We start from the raw sequence: 18,148 nt of genomic DNA on the forward strand, positions 1-18,148 counted from the left end.
GGGCGGGGACATCCGCGTTCTGCTGAGCCCCAAGACCGTCAAGTCCACCTCCGGGTTCATGGGCGAGCTGACGCTCGAACCCGGCGAGTTCGTCTCCGAGCACCGGCACCCGTACTCCGAGGAGTTCCTGTACGTGGTGCGCGGATCGGTGCTCATGCGGATCGAGGGGGAGAGCGTCCGGCTCGGCCCCGGCGACTCGCTCATGGTCCCATCAACGACCGGCACCGGCTGGAGAACGACGGCGCCGAGCAGGCGTTCGCCGTGTTCCACCTCAGCCCGCTCGCCCCGCGGCCCGACCTCGGGCACGTCGACACCGAGCCGCTGCCGCATCCCGGCGAAGTCGCCCCGAAGGTCGGCTGACATGGGACGCGAACGCGGGAACGGCGGTGCGCGCGCGGACGGCGCGCGCCGCGTGGCGATCACCGGGCTCGGCGTCGTCGCGCCCGGCGGGATCGGCGCCAAGGCGTTCTGGGAGATGATGACGGCCGGACGGACGGCGACGCGCACGATCTCGCTGTTCGACGCGTCCGGCTTCCGGTCCCGGGTCGCCGCCGAATGCGACTTCGACCCGGCCGCGCACGGCCTGACGCCGCAGGAGGTCCGCCGGATGGACCGGGCCGCCCAGCTCGGCTCGGTCGCGGCGGACGAGGCGATCGCCGACAGCGGCCTCGACTGGGACGCGCTCGCGCCCGAGCGGATCGGCGTCAGCCTCGGCAGCGCGGTCGGCTGCACGATGGGGCTGGAGCAGGAGTACATCGTCCTCAGCGACGGCGGCCGGCAGTGGGAGGTCGACCACGCGTACGGCGTCCCGCAGCTCTACGGCTACATGGCCCCGAGCACGCTCGCGGTCGAGGTCGCCTGGCGGGCCGCCGCCGAGGGCCCGGTCTCGCTGATCTCGACGGGCTGCACGTCCGGGCTCGACGCCGTCGCGCACGGCGCGCAGCTCGTCCGCGAGGGCAGCGCCGACGTCGTCGTCGCGGGCGCCACCGACGCGCCGATCTCCCCGATCACCTCGGGCTGCTTCGACGCGATCAAGGCGACCACGCCGAACAACGCCGACCCCGGGCACGCCTCGCGGCCGTTCGACCGGGACCGGGACGGGTTCGTGCTCGGCGAGGGGTCGGCGGTGTTCGTCCTGGAGGACCTGGCGGCGGCCCGCGCCCGCGACGCGCACGTGTACGCCGAGGTCGCCGGGTTCGCCAGCCGCAGCAACGCCTTCCACATGACCGGCCTCAAGCCGGACGGCCGGGAGATGGCCGAGGCCATCACCGTCGCGATGCGGCAGGCGCGGCTGGACCCGTCCGACATCGACTACATCAACGCGCACGGCTCGGGCACCAAGCAGAACGACCGGCACGAGACCGCCGCGTTCAAGCGCAGCCTCGGCGGGCGCGCCTACGAGGTCCCGGTCAGCTCGATCAAGTCGATGATCGGGCACTCGCTCGGCGCGATCGGCTCCATCGAGGTCGCCGCCAGCGCCCTCGCGATCGAGCACGACGTCGTCCCGCCGACCGCGAACCTGCACCACGCCGACCCCGAGTGCGACCTGGACTACGTGCCGCTCACCGCGCGCGACCACCGGACCGACGTCGTGCTCAGCGTCGGCAGCGGCTTCGGCGGGTTCCAGACCGCCATGCTGCTGGCCCGTCCGGGCGAGGCGGCGTGAGCGCGCCGGTCGTCACGGGCCTCGGCGCCGTCACCCCGCTCGGGCTCGGCGCGGACGAGCACTGGCAGGCGACGCTCCTCGGCCGGCGCGCGCTCGCGCCGATCACGCGGTTCGACCCGTCGTCCTACCCCGTCCGGCTGGCGGGCGAGGTGCGCGACTTCGTCGCCCGCGACCACGTGCCGTCCCGCGTCATCCCGCAGACCGACCACTGGACCCACATGGGTCTCGCGGCGGCGCGGATGGCGCTGGAGGACGCCTCGATCGAGCCCGGCGACGTGCCCGAGTACGAGATGGCGGTCGTCACCGCCAGCTCGTCCGGCGGCACCGAGTTCGGGCAGCGCGAGATGGTCAACCTGTGGGACCGCGGGCCCGGGTTCGTCGGCGCGTACCAGTCGATCGCGTGGTTCTACGCCGCGACCACGGGCCAGATCTCGATCCGGCACGGGATGCGCGGCCCCTGCGGCGTGATCGCGACCGAGCAGGCGGGCGGGCTCGACGCGCTCGCGCACGCGCGCCGGCTGCTGCGCGACGGGACCCGGATGGTGGTGAGCGGCGGCGCCGACGCCTCGCTGTGCCCGTACGGGCTGGTCGCGCAGCTCAGCTCGGGGCGGCTGAGCGCCCGCGCCGACCCGGACCGCGCGTACGTGCCGTTCGACCCGGAGGCGTGCGGCTACGTCCCGGGCGAGGGCGGCGCGCTGATGATCGTGGAGGACGCGGAGCGGGCCGCGGCGCGCGGCGCGCACGTGTACGGCGAGATCGCCGGGTACGGCGTCACGTTCGACCCGCCGCCCGGCTCGGACCGCCCGCCTGGGCTGCGCCGCGCGGTCGAGAACGCCCTGGGGGACGCGGGCCTCGCGCCCGCCGACGTGGACGTGGTGTTCGCCGACGCGATGGGCGTGCCGGAGCTGGACCGGGTGGAGGCGGGCGTCCTGACCGCCGTGTTCGGGCCGCGGGGCGTGCCGGTCACCGCGCCGAAGACGATGATCGGCCGGCTGTACGCGGGCGGCGCGGCGCTCGACGCGGTGACCGCGCTGCTGGCGATCCGGGACGGGGTGATCCCGCCGACCGTGGGCGTCCGCGCCGCGCCGGAGGGCCTCGACCTGGTCCTCGGCGAGGCCCGCGACGCGCCGGTCCGCACGGCTCTGGTCGTCGCGCGCGGCTACGGCGGCTTCAACTCGGCGCTGGTCGTCCGCGCGGCCGGCTGACCCCCATCGGCTGGTCCGATCGGGTGAACGCGGAACCGGAACGAAGGAAGGAGCGCGGAGGTGTCCGAGATCCTGATGCTGGTCGCCCTGCTGGGGAACGCCGTGGCGGTGGGGGTGTTCTGCGCGACCGTGCTGGGCGGCGTCCCGCTGCTGCTGGCGCTGCCCGGCGAGCAGTACGTGCACGCGCACGGCTTCCTCGCCACCCGGTACGACCCGTTCATGCCGATCACGATCCTGGTGACGTCGCTGTCGGACCTCGCCCTCGTGGCGGCGGGCCCGGGGGCGGCGGTGCGGGTGCTCGGCGGCGCGGCCGGGCTGCTGATGGTCTCGGTGATCACGGTGTCGCTGACCAAGAACGTGCCGATCAACCACTGGGTCGCCGCGCAGGACCCGGGCGCGCTGCCGGACGACTGGACCGAGCGGCGCAGCCGGTGGCGGCGGTGGAACGCGATCCGCTCGGGCCTCGCCGGCTCGGCGCTCGCGGTGAACCTGGCGGCGGCGTTCGTCACGGTGCTGTGACAACGGGTCACTAATTTCTGACCTAATCGAAAAACGCGAGGCAGCGCCACCGTCAAGGGCGGTGGCGCGGCCTTTTTCCATAAGGAGATCATCTGGTGCATGAATCTCCCGAAACGTATACTCGCCGCAGAGTATCCGTTGGCGGGGAGTTCACCGTGAAACGACGAGTTTCCAATCCGCTCGCGCTCGCAGTGCTCGCCGCATTGTTCGAGCGGTCGATGCACCCGTACGAACTCGCCGCGATGCTCAAGGGGCGCGGCAAGGAGCAGAGCATCCGCATGAACTACGGCTCCCTCTACACCGTCGTCGACGCGCTCGTGCGGGCCGGCTTCATCGAGCCCGTCGAGACGTTCCGGGAGGGGCGGCGCCCCGAGCGCACCGTCTACGCGCTGACCGTCTCGGGCCGGGCCGAGCTGAGGGACTGGCTGAGCGAGATCCTGCGCTGCCCGGCCAAGGAGTACCCGGAGTTCGAGGCGGGCCTGTCGCTGATGCCGGTGCTCCAGCCCGAGGAGGTCCTGCGGCTGCTGCGCGAGCGGGCCGTCGCGCTGGACGAGCGGATCGCCGAGGTGCGGTGCTCGATGGAGCAGATGCTCGCTTCGGGAATGCGGCGGCTGTTCATCATCGAGACCGAGTACCATGCGGCTCTGCTCTGCGCCGAACGGAGCTGGGTGCACGGGATCATCGCGGAATTCGAGGCGGGGGCGCACGAGGATCTGGACGCGTGGCGCGATTACCACGCGTTGGCACGGGAGACCACCGGCTCCCGTTCGGGGGAGGGCGCGTGAGAGGCGTCGCGCCCGGCGGTTGGTCATGATCGAAGAGCCGATTGAATCCTCGGGAGTGGGCTGATGAGCTTTGACAGCCTGGCCATCGACGTCAAGGACCTGACCAAGATCTATCCCGGCGCCGTGCGCGCCGTGGACGGGGTCTCCTTCACGGTGCAGAGCGGCACCGTGTTCGGCCTGCTCGGGCCGAACGGCGCCGGCAAGTCGACCATCATCAAGATCCTCACCACGCTGTCGCGGCCGGGCGGCGGCAGCGTCCGGGTGGCGGGCGTGGACGTGGTCGCCGAGCCGGGCCCGGCCCGCCGGATGATCGGCTGCGTCGCCCAGCAGTCCGGCGTGGACCCGATCGCGACCGGCCGGGAGAACCTCACCCTCCAGGGCCGGCTGTACGGGCTCGGCGGGCGGCGGCTGCGCACCCAGGTGGACGACCTGCTGGAGCGGTTCGGCCTGAGCGAGTACGCCGACCGTCCCGCCCGCGCCTGCAACGGCGGGATGCGCCGCCGCCTCGACGTCGCGATGGGCCTGGTGCACGAGCCGCACGTGCTGTTCCTGGACGAGCCCACGACCGGCCTCGACCCCGAGACCCGCAAGGAGCTGTGGGCCGAGATCTTCGGGATGGCGGCCGTCGGGATCACCGTCGTGCTGTCCACCCACTACCTGGAGGAGGCCGAGGAGCTGGCCGACACGCTCGGCATCCTCGACCGCGGCAAGCTGGTCGCGATGGGCACGCCCGCGGAGCTGAAGCGCGAGATGCACGGCGACGCGCTGCGGGTGGAGCTGGTCGAGCCGCCGGGCGAGGCGCGGGTCCGTTCGGCCCTGTCGTGCCTGGAGGGCGTGTGCGACATCGTCGTCGCCGGCAGCGGCCTCAGCGCCCGCATCGACCCCGGCACCGCGACCGCGCCGGTCGTGCTCGCCGCGCTGGAGTCGGCGGGCGTGCGGGTCGTGTCGCTGACCCTGTCGCCGCCCACGATCGACGACGTCTACAGCAGGCACGCCGGGCGGCTGCTGTGCGGGATGCCCGAGGCCCGCCGGTGACCGCCGGGCCGGTGGCGAGCGTCGTCGTCCAGTCGTACCACCTGACGGTCCGCGACCTGCGCAACTCGCTGCGCCAGCCGTCGTACGTGCTCGCCGCGCTGATCCAGCCGATCGCCTGGCTGCTGCTGTTCGGCAAGCTGCTCGGCCCGCTGCTGGAGCACGGCTCCGCCGACGGCTCCTACCTGGCGTTCCTGACGCCGGGGATCGTCGCGATGACGGCGGTGTTCTCCAGCGGGTGGGCCGGGATGGGCATCGTCGCCGAGATGGAGCACGGCACGCTTAACCGGTTCCTGATCACCCCGGTGCCGCGCGGCGCCCTCGTCACCGGACGGCTCACCCAGCAGGCCGTCGTGGTGCTCGGGCAGACGCTCATCGTGCTGGCCTTCGGGCTCGCGCTCGGGGCGCGCTTCTCGGGCGGGGTGCTCATCCTCGTGGTGTTCTTCGCCTGCGTGCTGCTCGGGGCGCTGTCGGTCGCGGCGCTGTCCAACGCGCTCGGCCTGGTGACGCGCCGCCACCAGCGGGTCCTGTCGGTCGGCCAGTTCCTGCTGCTCCCGCTGGCGTTCCTGTCGGAGATCTTCGTGCCGCGCGACGTGATGCCGGGCTGGATGCGCGCCGTCGCCACCGTCAACCCGGTCAACTGGGTCGTCGAGGTCGGCCGGGAGGCCACCCGCGGCGACGTCGGCTGGGCCGGGGTCCTCGACCGCACCTTCGCGCTCCTCGCGCTGACCGCGGCCTGCGCCTGGCTCTCCGCGATGGCCTTCCGCCACTACCAGCGCCAGGTCTGAAGGCCGTTGGCCGCCCGGTGAGGGCCGCCTGAGGCGGCGCCCCACCGGGCGGCCGACGCGCCGGCTCGGCGCCCCGGGGTCAGGCCGCCGCCAGCTCGCGCTCGTCGGAGCGCGGCTCGCGCTGCGACTCCTCGTACTTCTTCGGCAGGGCCAGCAGGTACAGCGGGAGGGCCGTGGCCGTCGTGATGACGGCGACCATCACCAGCATCGCGAAGACCTGGTGCGTGATCATCCCCTGCGCCAGGCCGATGTTGATGAAGATGAGGATCATCAGCCCGCGCGCGTTCATCAGCGAGCCCACCGCGTACGACTCGCGCCAGCCGAACCCGAGCCCGCGCATCGCGAACGCGCAGCCGAAGTACTTGCCCGCGAACCCGGCGGCGAGGATCGCGGCGAACGACAGCAGCATCGTGCCGCCGCCGAGGCCGCTCAGCTCGGTGTTCAGCCCGGAGAAGGTGAAGAAGACCGGCAGCAGGAGGGTGGACACCACGTCCATCATCCGGCCGTGCACCATCTGCCGGAACGCCGGGTCGCGCGGCATCGCCAGGCCCGCGATGAACCCGCCGAACACCGAGTAGATCCCGATCCAGTCGGTCAGCCAGCCCGCGGTGAGCGGGACGAGCACGATGACGTACATCGCGCCGTTGGAGACCTGCCCGGCCGCGAGGACCCGCCGCCCGAAGATCTTCAGGCCGCGCGCCACGACCGTCAGCATCACCAGCACGAACACGACCGACAGGCCGATCGTCTTGGCCGCGCTGCCGAGGCCGGAGCCGAGGTGCACCGCGCTGAGGACGGCGAGCAGGCACCAGGCCATCGCGTCGTCCACCCCGCCCGCCATCAGGGACAGCCGGCCGATCCGGGTGTTCTGGAGGTCGCGCTCGTAGAGGATCCGGGCCAGCATGGGGAACGCGGTGATGCACAGGGCGCCGCCGATGAACGCCGCGAACAGCCACCGGCCGACGTCGTCGCGCGACAGCGTCTCCCACAGCAGCAGGCCGGTGCCCGCGCCGAGCACCATGGCGGGCAGGATGCCGGAGAGCGCGAGGACGGCGGGCCGCAGCACGCCGAGTTTCTCCCCGCCCTCCCCACCGTGGTCCATGCCGGCCCCCACCAGGAACATGTAGAAGGTCAGCCCGATCGTGCTCAGCACGTACAGGATCGGTTTCACCTCCGGGGAGAAGATCTTCGCCTGCGCGTCCGGCCACAGCCAGCCGAACAGCGTCGGGCCGAGCAGGATGCCCGCGACCATCTCGCCGAGGACGCGGGGCTGCCACAGGCGCTGGGCGATCCGCCCGCACAGCGCCGAGACGATCAGGATGACGACCATGGCCGGGAGGACCTTCAGGACGAGGTCCAGGTTCTTGTCGGTGCCGGCCGCCGCGATGACGTGAGCGTGCATCGAACCTCCGCTGAGGATCAAGGAACGGGTGCCGCGCCCCCGGATCGGGACGCGGGCCGCGCTCGTGCTGATGAGCGTCTGAGCGGCAAGTCGCGGCGTGTTGGAGGGACGCTCGCGGCGGTGGTCGCGGCGCGTCCGCGAGCGCTCCTCCAGTACGGGTCGAGCCGCCGGGGCCACCCTTCGCAAGAGCGCACGCGCGGCGGGCGCGGCGCGGCGCCTGGCGACGGAGGGCTTTCCGCATGGACCACCACAACGGGCGGCCCGGCCGCTCACCGCTCTCATCACGGGCGCGAACCGCGGCATCGGCCGCGCGGTCGCGAGGGAGCTGCACGGCCGCGGCCTGCGCGTGGTCGTCACCGCGCGCGACGCCGCCGAAGCGAGCGCGACGGCCGCCGACCTCGGGCCGGGCGCGCGCGGGCTCGCGCTGGACGTGACCGACCCGGGCGGGCCCGCGCGCGCCGCCGCCGTGGCCGGCCGGGTGGACGTGCTGGTGTGCAACGCGGGCGTCCTGCTGGACGCCGGGGCCGACCCGCTGTCGGTGTCGCTGGACCTGGTCGAGCGGACCCTGAACGTCAACCTGCTCGGGACGTGGCGGGTCGCGCAGGCGTTCGTGCCGGCCATGGTGCGGCGCGGGTGGGGCCGGGTGGCCGTCGTGTCCAGCGGCACCACCGCCGAGTTCGGCGGGCGGCTGTTCGCGGGGACGCCCGGCTACTCGATCTCCAAGAGCGCGCTGAACGGGCTCGTCTCGCTGCTGGCCGCCCAGACCGAGGGCACGGGCGTGCTGGTGAACGCGGTGAACCCGGGGCGCGTCCGGACCCGGATGATGCCCGGCCAGGAACGGCTGCCCGAGGACGCCGCCCCGTTCATCGCGGACGTCGCGACCCTGCCGGACGGCGGGCCGACCGGCGGGTTCCTCACCGAGCAGCGCGACCGGGCCTGAGCCCGCCGCCGCGCCGCGTACGGCGCGCGAGGCGCATACGGCGCGGGCGGCGTGTACGGCAGAACGGCAACGAGCGAGCGGCAACCAGTGAGCGGCGACGAGCGCGAGCGAAGGAGACGGCATGGAACTCGAACTGTCCGGCAAGAAGGCCGTGGTGACCGGCGCGGGGCAGGGCATCGGCCTCGCGGTCGTACGGGCCCTGGCGGAGGCGGGCGCGGACGTCTACGGCGGCGCCCGCACCGTCGGCCCCGAACTGCGCGAGGCCACCAAGTACACCATGGAGGTGGATCTCGCGACACCGGACGGGCCCGGCCGCCTGGTGGAGGCCGCGCGGGAGGAGCTCGGCGGCGTGGACGTCCTGGTCAACAACGTCGGCGGCGGCGTGAGCTGGGCCGCGAGCTTCCTCGACATCGACGACGACGTGTGGCGGCGCTCGTTCGAGCTCAACCTGTTCAGCACCGTGCGGGCGAGCCGGGCCGCGCTGCCCGGCATGGTCGAGCGCGGCGGCGGGACGATCGTCAACATCGGCTCGGCCAACGGCCGGCTCGCCGACCCGCAGCTCGCGCACTACGCGGCGGCGAAGGCGGCGCTGGCCAACCTCGGCAAGGCGCTGTCGGTCGAGTTCAGCCCGAAGGGCGTACGCGTCAACACGATCTCGCCCGGCCCCGTACGGACCCGGATCTGGACCAAGCCGCAGCTCGCGAAGCAGGCCGGGATGACGCCCGAGGAGTTCGTCCGGTCGGTGCCCGGCAAGGTCGGGCTGACGACCGGCGCGCTCGTCGAGCCGGAGGAGATCGCGGCGCTGGTCGTGCTGCTGGCGTCCGGCCGGATCCCCAGCGTGACGGGGGCCGACCTGTCGATCGACGCCGGGCTGCTCAAGATCGTCTGACCGGTCCCGGGCGCCCCCCGCCTTCCCGGGGCGCCCGGGACCCCGCACGAGCGAGACCCCGGCCGCCCCTCCCTCCCGGGGCGGCCGGGGTCTCGCGCCGTACGCGCGCTCCGCCGGTCCGAAGCGCCCGCCGGCCGGGCCGGCGGGACCGGTCAGGCCGGTCCGGCGCCGACGGCGGAGGCGATCAGGTCGGCCTGCGCGGGCTCCTGCACGCAGGGGAACAGGATCAGCTCGTCGCAGCCGATGTCGCGGTAGCCGTCCGCGAACTCGCGCAGCCGCCCCGCGTCGGTGATCACGCTGCGCACCGCCATCTCGGCCTTCCAGCCGATGAACGAGTAGTAATCCTCCAGGTACCGCCCGGCCCGCTCCTTCGCGCCCGGCCCGAGCGCCACGTACGCGATCGCGACGAGCCTCGGCTCGCCCGACCGGCCCGCCGACGACCACGCCTTGCGCGCCCGCCCGGCCAGCTCGGCGTAGCCCGCGGCGGAGCTGCCGCCGGCGATCCAGCCGTCGCCGTACGCGGCGGCCCGCTCCATCGCGGCGTCGGAGTGCCCGCCGACCAGCAGCGTCGGGCAGCCGCCGACCGGGCGCGGGCCCGGCACCGGCCCGGCCTGCGCCCCGTCGCAGTACCCGCGCAGCTCGCCGAGCAGGGCGTCGAGCCTTCGGCCGCGCCCGGCGTACGGCGTGCCGCACGCCTCGTAGTCGTCGGGACGGCCGCCCGCCGCGACCCCGATCGTGAGCCGCCCGCCCGACAGCCGGTCGAGGCTGCCGAGCTGCTTGACCAGCAGCGCCCGGTCGCCCCGGTACGCGGCGATCAGGATGGTGGTGGCGAGCCGGATGCGGGACGTGGCGCCCGCCGCGGCGGCGAGCGCGGTCAGCGGCTCGTACCCGTCGTACATCAGCCGGTCCAGCGCGCCGAGCGAGGAGAACCCGAGGTCCTCCGCGCGGCGGGCCCACTCGACCAGCTCGGCCCCGGCGATCCCGGGGATCATCGTCGGCAGCCCGATCCCGATGTCCATCAGATCCCGCCGTCCACGTTGACCGTCGCGCCGGTGACGTACCGGGACACGTCGCTGGCGAGGAACAGCACGGCCGCCGCGACGTCCTCACCGCGGCCGAGGTCGCCGAGCGCGGTCATGCCGCGGATGATGTCGGCGACCGGGGGCGGCGGCCCGCCGCCCGGCTCGGTCACGATCACGCCGGGCGCGACGATGTTGACCCGGATCCCGCGCTTGCCGACCTCCTTGGCGAGCGAGCGCGTCAGCCCGGTCAGCGCCGTCTTGGACGCCCCGTAGTGGGCGCTCTCGGGCCGTCCCCGGTAGCCGGCGACCGCGCCGATGTTCACGATCGAGCCGCCGTCCGCCAGCAGCGGCAGCGCCGCCTGGATCACGGTGAACCCGCAGGTCAGATTGGTCTCCAGGACCCGCCTGAACTCCGCGGCCGTCAGCTCGTGCAGGGGGGAGCGCGCGTCGATCCCCACGTTGTTGACCACCACGTCCAGCCCGCCGAGCGCCTCCCGGCACGCCTGCGCCAGCGCCGCCACCTCGGCCGCGTCGGTGACGTCGGCGCGGACCACGCGGTGGCCGTCGCCGAGCGCCTTCAGTTCGCGGGCGAGGCCGTCGGCGTCCTCGCCGGGGCTGCGGTGGCAGGCGACGACCCGGGCCCCGGCCCTGGCGAACGCCAGCACCGTCTCCCGGCCGATCCCGCGCGTGCCACCGGTGACCAGGACGCGTTTGCCCGCCAGTGCAAGATCCACGGTTACCTCCTCAGACGTCGCCGCCGACGATGGCCCGGCCCGCTCGCACGGGGCTGGAGCCCGGCTCGGGGCCCGGCCGCGCCCCGGCCCGGCCCCGCGAGCCGGGTTCGACCGCGCCCGGAGGGGCGGCGGCCAGCATGGCCGCAACATACGAGAGGAGGCCGGGGTGCACCGGACATTGATCGTCGCTCGCATGGAGCCGTCCGAGGCGGAGCACGTCGCGCGGATCTTCGGGGACTCCGACGCGAGCGACCTGCCCCGGATGATCGGGGTGTCGCGACGCACGCTGTTCCGCTTCCACGACCTGTACTTCCATCTGGTCGAGGCGGACGAGGACATCTCGCCGAACCTGTACAAGGCGCGCAGCCACCCGCTCTACGGAGAGATCAACGAGCGGCTGTCGCACCACATCCGGCCGTACGACCCGAACTGGAAGGAACCGAAGGACGCGATGGCCAGCCCCTTCTACGTCTGGGACGCCAACGGTGAGTGACTACGACGACGAGGTCCCGGTCCTGATCGTCGGCGCCGGACCGGTGGGGCTGTCCTCCGCCGCGTTCCTCGGCCGGCACGGGGTGCGCGCGCTGCTGGTCGAGAAGCGCGCCGACACCTCCGTGCTGCCCCGGGCGCCCGGCCTCCAGGCCCGCACGATGGAGCTGTTCCGCGCCGCCGGGATGGGGCCGGAGGTGCGGGCGCTGGAGATCGGCGACTCGCACCCGTTCTTCGAGGGCGGCATCCTGCGGGTCAACACCTACGCGGAGATCGCCGACGCCGAGGTGGTGGAGGCGCCGTCGCTGGACGGCCCGGACATCAGCCCCGAGCGCGTGATGGGCTGCGGCCAGGACCGCTACGAGGTCGTCCTCGCCGAGAAGGCCCGCGAGTTCGGCGCCGAGGTCCGCTTCGGCGTGCGGCTGCGCTCGATCGAGCAGGACGAGGACGGCGTCACCGCGCGGGTCGAGGACACCGCGACCGGCGAGGTCCGCACCGTCCGCGCCTCGTACCTGATCGGCGCGGACGGCGCGAGCAGCACGGTCCGCCGGGAGCTCGGCGTGGAGCGCACCGGCCGCGGCACCGTGTTCAACGCGCTCAGCATCTACTTCCGGGCGCCGGAGCTGGAGGCCGTCCTCGCCGACCGGCCGTTCATCCTCTGCTACGCCACGGCGGGCGGGTCGATGACCGGGCTGTCGCGGCTGCACGGCTGCGACCCCTGGCTGGCCGCGCCGGTGTACTTCCCGGAGAAGGGCGAGACGCCGGACGACTTCACCGACGAGCGCTGCGTCGAGATCGTCCGGGAGGCGTCGGGCCTGCCGGACATGCACGTGGAGATCATGGCGAAGGTGCCGTGGGAGGGCGCGCAGCTCGTCGCCGAGCGGTTCCGCACCGGCCGGGTGTTCCTGGCGGGCGACGCCGCGCACGTCCACCCGCCGGCCGGCGGGTTCGGCGCGAACACCGGCATCCACGACGCGCACAACCTGGCGTGGAAGCTCGCCGCCCGGCTGAAGGGCTGGGCGGGCGACGAACTGCTCGACACCTACCACGACGAACGGCACGCGGTCGGCAGCGCGATGGCCGAGCAGGCGATGGTCCGCAACCGGATCCGGCACGGCTACGCCGACGACGACGTCAGGCGGCGGATGGTCGACGACATCGTCATCACGCTCGGCTACCGCTACCGGTCCCAGGCGATCGTCGCGAAGGACGACCGCCCGGTGCTGACCGCGCCGCTCCGGCTCGACGGTGAGCCGGGCACCCGCGCGCCGCACGTCTGGCTGGAACGCGACGGCGTCCGCATCTCGACGATCGACCTGTTCTGGGACTCGTTCGTCCTGCTGACGGGGCCCGGCGGGAAGGCGTGGCACGAGGCGGCGGCGCGGCTGGCCGCCGGGAGCCCGGTGCCGCTGCGCACCGTGCGGATCGGCGAGGACTGCGTCGCGGAGGGCGACTGGGCGGCGGCGTACGGCATCCCGCCGGACGGCGCGGTGCTGGTCAGGCCGGACGCGTTCGTGGCGTGGCGCAGCTCAGGCGGCGTCCCCGACCCCGACGCGATCCTGTCGCTCGTCCTCGACCAGGTCGCGGGCGCGGGCGCGGCGGCCACCGCCGCGCGCTGATGCGCGCCGAGCTGGCGGCGGCCGCCGGGCCGCTGGCCGCCCGGATCACCGGGCACCCGTTCTGGGACGGCCTGCGGCGCGGCACCCTGCCCCCGGCGGCGCTGTGGCACTTCGCCGAGCAGGACGCGCACCACGTCGTGCCCGCGTACGCGCGGGCGCTGGCGGGGTGCGCGGCCCTCGCCGGCAGCGACGCGCACGGCGCGCTGCTGGCCTCGGCGGGCAGCGCCACGTTCGGCTCGCTGCCCCGGCTGGACGAGGAGCTGCCCAAGCTGGCGGCGGCGCTCGGGACCGCCGCGCCCGGCGCCGCCCCGGCGCGCCCCGCCCCGGCGGTGCACGCCTACACCTCGTTCATGCGGGCCGCCCCGGCGCGCTCGTTCGCCGCCGGGGTCGGCGCGCTGCTGCCGATGACCTGGTTCCACCTGCTGGTCTGCGAGGACCTCGCCGAACGCCACGACCCGAACGGCCGGTACGCGTTCTGGATCGCGCGCTACCTGCCCGAGGGGGACTACCTGGAGCACTACGTCGAGTCGTTCCTCACGATGATCGAGGAGGTCGCCGCCGAGTCGCCGCCGCACGAACGCGACGACCTGCTCACCTGTTTCCACCGCGCCGCCGCCCACGAATGGAACTTCGCCGAATCCGCCTACAACCGCGAATCCTGGCCGGTCTGACCCGGCCCGAAAAGGACGCGGCGCGCCACCGGAATACCCCGGCGACGCGCCGCGTCCGCCGTTTTCCTGGCCAGCGCGAAGGCACCCCATCGTTCCCCGGGACAAATTCAGGACGGCACGGTAAAACAGTCCTGGGACAGGACCGCGGCCCGGTGTGCAGCGATCATGTAGAGATCATTCTGTGTTGGGATTCTCAATCTCGCTGATGCAACGGATTCGCTATCCGACGGCGAGAAGGCGAGGAGGCAGCGGGATGGGAAAGCATGGCAAGAAGGAGAAGTGCAGCGCGTGTGACGGGAAGGGAACGATCGTTACCTGGGTGGACAACAAGAAGGAAACCCGTTCGTGCTGGGGGTGCGGCGGGTCCGGGGAGGTGTGATGGACGCCCGTGCCGCTGTGCGGGCGGTCCCTCGGGAGGCGTTCATTCCGGACGTGATCTGGGTGCATCGCGGGGATGGCTGGTCGGTTCCCGTCCGGCGCGGTGAGGATCCGGAGCGGTGGGCCGAGCTGGCCGGCTCCGGTGACTCGATCGTGATCCAGATGGACGACGGGACGGCCGCCGAGAAGGGGGCGTGGCCCACCTCGTCCAGCACGGCGCCGGAGGGCATGGTCACCATGATCGACGCTTTGGGCGTTCAGCCGGGAATGCGCGTTCTGGAGATCGGCACGGGGAGCGGTTTCAACGCCGCCGTGCTCGCTCACCTTCTGGGCGCGGAGAATGTGACCACGATGGAGATCGACGCGGCGTTGGCCGAGCATGCCCGCACGGCGCTCGATCGAGCGGGATATCCGGTGCACGTGGTCACGGGCGACGGCGCCGAGGGATATGCGGCGGGCGCGCCTTATGACCGGGTGGTGGTGACCGCCTCGGTGCACACCGTGCCGTATGCGTGGATCGAGCAGACGAAGCCCGGCGGAATCCTCGTGGTGCCGTGGGCGTTCACCTTTCACCCGGACGGACCGTTGGCCAAGCTGACCGTTCGGAACGACGGCACCGCGGAGGGACGGTTCATCGGTCCCGGGTTCTATATGCCGGTACGGGACCAGCGGGTCCGGCAAGCCGTGCTGCATGAGACGCGGGAGCGGTGGAGCAAGGCCGGTGAACCGTCCTGCACCCGGTACGGGGTGACGGTGACGCGGGACGGGCAGCGGATCTGGTTGGACACGCCGGACAACCCGGTCGCTTGAGGCCGGCCGTCCCGGGGCCGGCGCGCGTACGCGCCGCCGGGACGGGCCCCGGCGGCGCGTCGCTTCCGTTTCGCGTCAGGCGGTGCGGAGGGTGGGGCGGTGGACGGCCATGTCGTCCACCAGGGACGTGGTGTGCTTGGCGGCTCGGAAGGTGGCGTCGGCGAGGACCTCGCGGAGGTAGTCGCGGGTCGTGCGGACGCCCCGGCCGCTCACGCGGAACTCCTCCAGGGCCCGGTCGGCGCGCTCGATGGCCTGGCGGCGGTCGGGCGCCCAGACCGCGACCTTCGCCAGCAGCGGGTCGTAGTCGGCGGTGACGCGGAAGCCGGGGTAGCCGTGGGTGTCCACCCGGACGAACGGGCCGCTCGGCGGCTGGAACACCTCGATCGCGCCGGGCGTCGGCATGAAGCCGCGGTTCGGGTCCTCGGCGTTGACGCGGCACTCGATGGAGACGCCGCGCGGGGCGATGTCGTCCTGGGTGATCGACAGGCCGTCGCCCGCCGCGACGCGGAGCTGCTCGCGGACCAGGTCCACGCCGGTGACCAGCTCGGTCACCGGGTGCTCGACCTGGATGCGGCAGTTGACCTCCATGAACGTGAAGCCGCCGTCGTCGTCCACAAGGAACTCGTAGGTGCCGGCGCCCGCGTAGTCCACCTGGGACGCGGCGCGGACGGCCGCGGCGCAGATCCGGTCGGCCAGCTCGCGGGGCAGGCCGGGCGCCGGGGTCTCCTCGACCAGCTTCTGCCGGCGGCGCTGCACCGAGCAGTCGCGCTCGCCGAGGTGCAGGACGCCGCCGCGGCCGTCGCCGAGGACCTGCACCTCGACGTGCCGGGCGTTGTCGAGGTAGCGCTCGATGTAGAGCCGGGGGTCGCCGAAGACGGCCTGCGCGCTCGCGCGGGCCTGCGCCCAGGCGAGCGGCAGGTCGCGGGGGGCGCGCACGACGGTCATGCCGCGCCCGCCGCCCCCGGCGGTGGCCTTGAGGATCACCGGGTAGCCGATCTCGGACGCGACCGAGCGGGCCTGTTCGAGGGTCGTCAGGGACTCGGAGCTGCCGGGCAGGACGGGCAGCCCGGCGGCCTGCGCGATCTCGCGGGCGCGGGCCTTGTCGCCGAGGCGGGCGAGCAGCTCGGCGGGCGGGCCGATGAACGTCAGCCCCTCGGCCTCGCAGATCTCGGCGAAGTCGGGGTCCTCCGACAGGAACCCGTACCCCGGGTGCACGGCGTCCGCGCCGGTCTGGAGCGCGGCCGTCACGATCGCGGCGGCGTTCAGGTAGCTGTGCCTGGCGGGGGCGGGACCGATGCGGACGCACTCGTCGGCGAAGCGCGTCACGGCCGAGTCGCGATCGCTGTCCGAGCACACCGCGATCGTGCGGATGCCGAGCTCGCGGCAGGTGCGGGCGACGCGGAGCGCGATCTCACCCCGGTTGGCGATCAGGATGGACGAAAACACGGGCTTCCTCTCGTCGGGCACGCCGGGCGCGTGCCTCCGGTCGGTTCCTCGGTCACCGGCGGACTCTCCGGTCAGGGGCGCGGGGCGGGTACGGCGCCGTAGCCGCGGAAGCGGCGGCGGCGACGCGCGACCAGCTCGCCGGGCGGCAGCCCGGAGACCTCGGCGAGGGCCTCGGTCAGCGCGGCGCGCAGCAGCTCGGCGGCGGCGGACGGGTCGGCGGGCGTGCCGCCGTCCGGTTCGGGCACGACGGCGTCGACGATCCCGTTGCGCAGCAGGTCCCGGGCGCCGATGCGCAGCGCGGCGGCGGCGAGCGGCGCGGCGGCCTGGTCCTTCCACAGGATCGCCGCGCAGCCCTCGGGGCTGATCACCGAGTACATGGCGCCGGAGCAGGCGAGCACCCGGTCGGCGACGGCGAGGGCGAGCGCGCCGCCGCTGCCGCCCTCCCCGGTGATCGCGGTGACGATCGGGACGGGCAGGCCGGACATCAGCCGGATGCTCTCGGCGATGGCCCACGCCTGGCCGCGCTCCTCCGCGCCGATGCCCGGGTGCGCGCCCGGCGTGTCGACGAGCGTGACGACGGGCAGCCCGAGCTTGACGGCGAGCCGCATCAGCCGGGCCGCCTTGCGGTACCCCTCGGGCAGCGCCATCCCGAAGTTGCGCTGGACGCGCTCGGCGGTGTCGCGGCCCTTCTGGTGCCCGATGAGGACGACCTCGCGGCCGGACAGCCGGCCGACGCCGCCGACGATCGCCGGGCAGTCGCCGGTGCCGAGCCGGTCGCCGCGCAGCTCCTGGAAGTTGTCGAGCACCTGGTTGGCGTACTCCAGCGTGGTCGGCCGGTCCTGGTCGCGGGCCGCGGCGATCACCGCCTCCGGCTCGCGCTCGGGCAGCTCGGCCGGGTCGCGCACCAGCACGGCGCGCGCCCGCGGGGACGCCGGCGCGGGCCGGACGGGCGTGCGCGCCTCCAGCAGGTCGGCGATCGTCGGGCGCAGCGCGGGCCGCGGCACGACCGCGTCCACCAGGCCGCGCCCGAGGAGGAACTCGGCGGTCTGGAACCCCTCCGGCAGCCCCGTCTTGATCGTCTGCTCGATCACCCGGGGCCCGGCGAACCCGATCCGCGCGCCCGGCTCGGCGATGATGACGTCGCCGAGCGTCGCGTACGACGCGGCGACCCCGCCGTAGGTCGGGTCGGTGACGAGGCAGACGGTGAGGATGCCCGCCTCGTCCAGCTCGGCGAGCGCCTGGCTGGTCTTCGCCATCTGCATCAGGGCGAACGCGCCCTCCTGCATCCGCGCCCCGCCGGACGCGGTGACGAGGATGAACGGGCTGCGCAGGTCCCGGGCGGTGTCGGCCGCGGCCGCGATGGCCTCGCCGACGCCGACCCCGAGGCTGCCGCCCATGAACCGGAAGTCCATGACGGCGGCGACCACCGGGTGGCCGAGCAGCGTGCCGGTCACGCACACGATGGCCTCGTCCATCCCGGTCTGCTCCCGGGCCTGCGCCAGCCGTCGCGGGTACGGGCGGGAGTCGGCGAAGCCGAGCGGGTCGGCCGCCACCTCCGGCGGGTCGAGGCGGCGCGCGGAGCCGGCGTCGAGGAGCAGGTCGATGCGCTGCGCCGCGGTGAGCCTGCTGTGCGCGCCGCACCCGGGGCAGACCCGCAGGTTGCGCTCGTAGCGTCTGCCGTAGGTCAGTTCTTGGCACTGGGGGCACCGGAACCAGTCGGTGGATCCGGCCGCACTCGTTAGGACACTCACCC

At 73.9% G+C, this 18,148-nt stretch carries 18 protein-coding genes and 1 pseudogene; 13 read left to right on the forward strand and 6 right to left on the reverse strand.

What is annotated here, in order from left to right; genetic code table 11:
* Positions 1 to 58: 58 nt before the first annotated feature.
* The 7 genes and pseudogenes from GEV43_RS50820 to GEV43_RS23320 form a co-directional block, all read left to right on the forward strand.
* Positions 59 to 163 (forward strand): annotated as a pseudogene (locus GEV43_RS50820) (cupin domain-containing protein); the annotation flags it as partial.
* A gap of 198 nt (positions 164 to 361) precedes the next feature.
* Positions 362 to 1,666, forward strand: a complete 1,305-nt coding sequence (locus tag GEV43_RS23295) for a beta-ketoacyl synthase (protein WP_160822503.1) — start codon at positions 362 to 364, stop codon at positions 1,664 to 1,666.
* Positions 1,663 to 2,871, forward strand: coding sequence for a ketosynthase chain-length factor (locus GEV43_RS23300; protein ID WP_160822504.1), 1,209 nt, complete (start codon positions 1,663 to 1,665; stop codon positions 2,869 to 2,871). Before GEV43_RS23295 ends, GEV43_RS23300 begins: the two co-directional genes overlap by 4 nt.
* 60 nt (positions 2,872 to 2,931) lie before the next feature.
* The gene (locus tag GEV43_RS23305; protein ID WP_160822505.1) at positions 2,932 to 3,390 is read left to right on the forward strand and encodes a DUF1772 domain-containing protein; all 459 of its coding nucleotides are present in this window, start codon (positions 2,932 to 2,934) and stop codon (positions 3,388 to 3,390) included.
* 155 nt (positions 3,391 to 3,545) lie between these two features.
* Complete coding sequence (locus GEV43_RS23310) at positions 3,546 to 4,175, forward strand: PadR family transcriptional regulator (protein WP_206681243.1); 630 nt, start codon at positions 3,546 to 3,548, stop codon at positions 4,173 to 4,175.
* Positions 4,176 to 4,238: 63 nt separating this feature from the next.
* On the forward strand, positions 4,239 to 5,210 hold the full coding sequence (locus tag GEV43_RS23315; protein ID WP_160822506.1) for an ATP-binding cassette domain-containing protein: 972 nt from the start codon (positions 4,239 to 4,241) through the stop codon (positions 5,208 to 5,210).
* Complete coding sequence (locus GEV43_RS23320; protein ID WP_160822507.1) at positions 5,207 to 5,995, forward strand: ABC transporter permease; 789 nt, start codon at positions 5,207 to 5,209, stop codon at positions 5,993 to 5,995. The genes GEV43_RS23315 and GEV43_RS23320 overlap by 4 nt, the downstream gene beginning before the upstream one ends.
* A 79-nt stretch (positions 5,996 to 6,074) precedes the next feature.
* Here the strand turns inward: GEV43_RS23320 and GEV43_RS23325 are convergent, their stop codons facing one another.
* Positions 6,075 to 7,397, reverse strand: coding sequence for a cation:proton antiporter (locus GEV43_RS23325; RefSeq protein WP_160822508.1), 1,323 nt, complete (start codon positions 7,395 to 7,397; stop codon positions 6,075 to 6,077).
* 97 nt (positions 7,398 to 7,494) lie between these two features.
* Between GEV43_RS23325 and GEV43_RS23330 the strand changes: the two genes are divergently transcribed.
* Positions 7,495 to 8,337: an SDR family NAD(P)-dependent oxidoreductase gene (locus GEV43_RS23330; protein ID WP_309239795.1), complete on the forward strand. Its 843-nt coding sequence runs from the start codon at positions 7,495 to 7,497 to the stop codon at positions 8,335 to 8,337.
* Positions 8,338 to 8,458: 121 nt separating this feature from the next.
* Positions 8,459 to 9,226, forward strand: a complete 768-nt coding sequence (locus GEV43_RS23335) for an SDR family NAD(P)-dependent oxidoreductase (RefSeq protein ID WP_160822509.1) — start codon at positions 8,459 to 8,461, stop codon at positions 9,224 to 9,226.
* A gap of 152 nt (positions 9,227 to 9,378) precedes the next feature.
* Here the strand turns inward: GEV43_RS23335 and GEV43_RS23340 are convergent, their stop codons facing one another.
* Genes GEV43_RS23340 through GEV43_RS53900 form a run of 3 tightly spaced genes read right to left on the reverse strand, consistent with a single transcriptional unit; the run spans position 9,379 to position 11,121 of the window.
* Positions 9,379 to 10,245: an LLM class flavin-dependent oxidoreductase gene (locus GEV43_RS23340; protein WP_160822510.1), complete on the reverse strand. Its 867-nt coding sequence runs from the start codon at positions 10,243 to 10,245 to the stop codon at positions 9,379 to 9,381.
* Positions 10,245 to 10,982, reverse strand: coding sequence for an SDR family NAD(P)-dependent oxidoreductase (locus GEV43_RS23345; protein WP_160822511.1), 738 nt, complete (start codon positions 10,980 to 10,982; stop codon positions 10,245 to 10,247). The genes GEV43_RS23340 and GEV43_RS23345 overlap by 1 nt, the downstream gene beginning before the upstream one ends.
* 10 nt (positions 10,983 to 10,992) lie before the next feature.
* A complete protein-coding gene (locus GEV43_RS53900) occupies positions 10,993 to 11,121 on the reverse strand; it encodes a hypothetical protein (protein WP_302930946.1) in 129 nt (42 codons plus the stop codon).
* 27 nt (positions 11,122 to 11,148) lie between these two features.
* Between GEV43_RS53900 and GEV43_RS23350 the strand changes: the two genes are divergently transcribed.
* From GEV43_RS23350 to GEV43_RS23365, 4 genes are all read left to right on the forward strand, one after another.
* Positions 11,149 to 11,475, forward strand: coding sequence for a TcmI family type II polyketide cyclase (locus GEV43_RS23350; protein WP_160822512.1), 327 nt, complete (start codon positions 11,149 to 11,151; stop codon positions 11,473 to 11,475).
* Positions 11,468 to 13,090 carry an FAD-dependent monooxygenase gene (locus GEV43_RS23355; RefSeq protein ID WP_160822513.1) on the forward strand — a complete coding sequence of 541 codons (1,623 nt, stop codon included), beginning with the start codon at positions 11,468 to 11,470 and terminating at the stop codon, positions 13,088 to 13,090. The genes GEV43_RS23350 and GEV43_RS23355 overlap by 8 nt, the downstream gene beginning before the upstream one ends.
* The gene (locus GEV43_RS23360) at positions 13,090 to 13,761 is read left to right on the forward strand and encodes a TenA family protein (protein WP_160822514.1); all 672 of its coding nucleotides are present in this window, start codon (positions 13,090 to 13,092) and stop codon (positions 13,759 to 13,761) included. Before GEV43_RS23355 ends, GEV43_RS23360 begins: the two co-directional genes overlap by 1 nt.
* A gap of 378 nt (positions 13,762 to 14,139) precedes the next feature.
* Positions 14,140 to 14,949, forward strand: a complete 810-nt coding sequence (locus GEV43_RS23365; protein WP_160822515.1) for a methyltransferase domain-containing protein — start codon at positions 14,140 to 14,142, stop codon at positions 14,947 to 14,949.
* A 75-nt stretch (positions 14,950 to 15,024) separates the two neighbouring features.
* Here GEV43_RS23365 and GEV43_RS23370 read toward each other — a convergent pair whose 3' ends face one another.
* Positions 15,025 to 16,395 (reverse strand): acetyl/propionyl/methylcrotonyl-CoA carboxylase subunit alpha, encoded by a 1,371-nt coding sequence (locus tag GEV43_RS23370; RefSeq protein ID WP_160822516.1) that lies wholly within the window; start codon positions 16,393 to 16,395, stop codon positions 15,025 to 15,027.
* 71 nt (positions 16,396 to 16,466) lie between these two features.
* Positions 16,467 to 18,146, reverse strand: a complete 1,680-nt coding sequence (accD, locus tag GEV43_RS23375) for an acetyl-CoA carboxylase, carboxyltransferase subunit beta (protein ID WP_160822517.1) — start codon at positions 18,144 to 18,146, stop codon at positions 16,467 to 16,469.
* Positions 18,147 to 18,148 lie beyond the last annotated feature (2 nt).

The sequence above is a fragment of the Actinomadura sp. J1-007 genome (assembly GCF_009793335.1).
GTDB classification, from domain to species: Bacteria; Actinomycetota; Actinomycetes; order Streptosporangiales; family Streptosporangiaceae; genus Spirillospora; species Spirillospora yumaensis.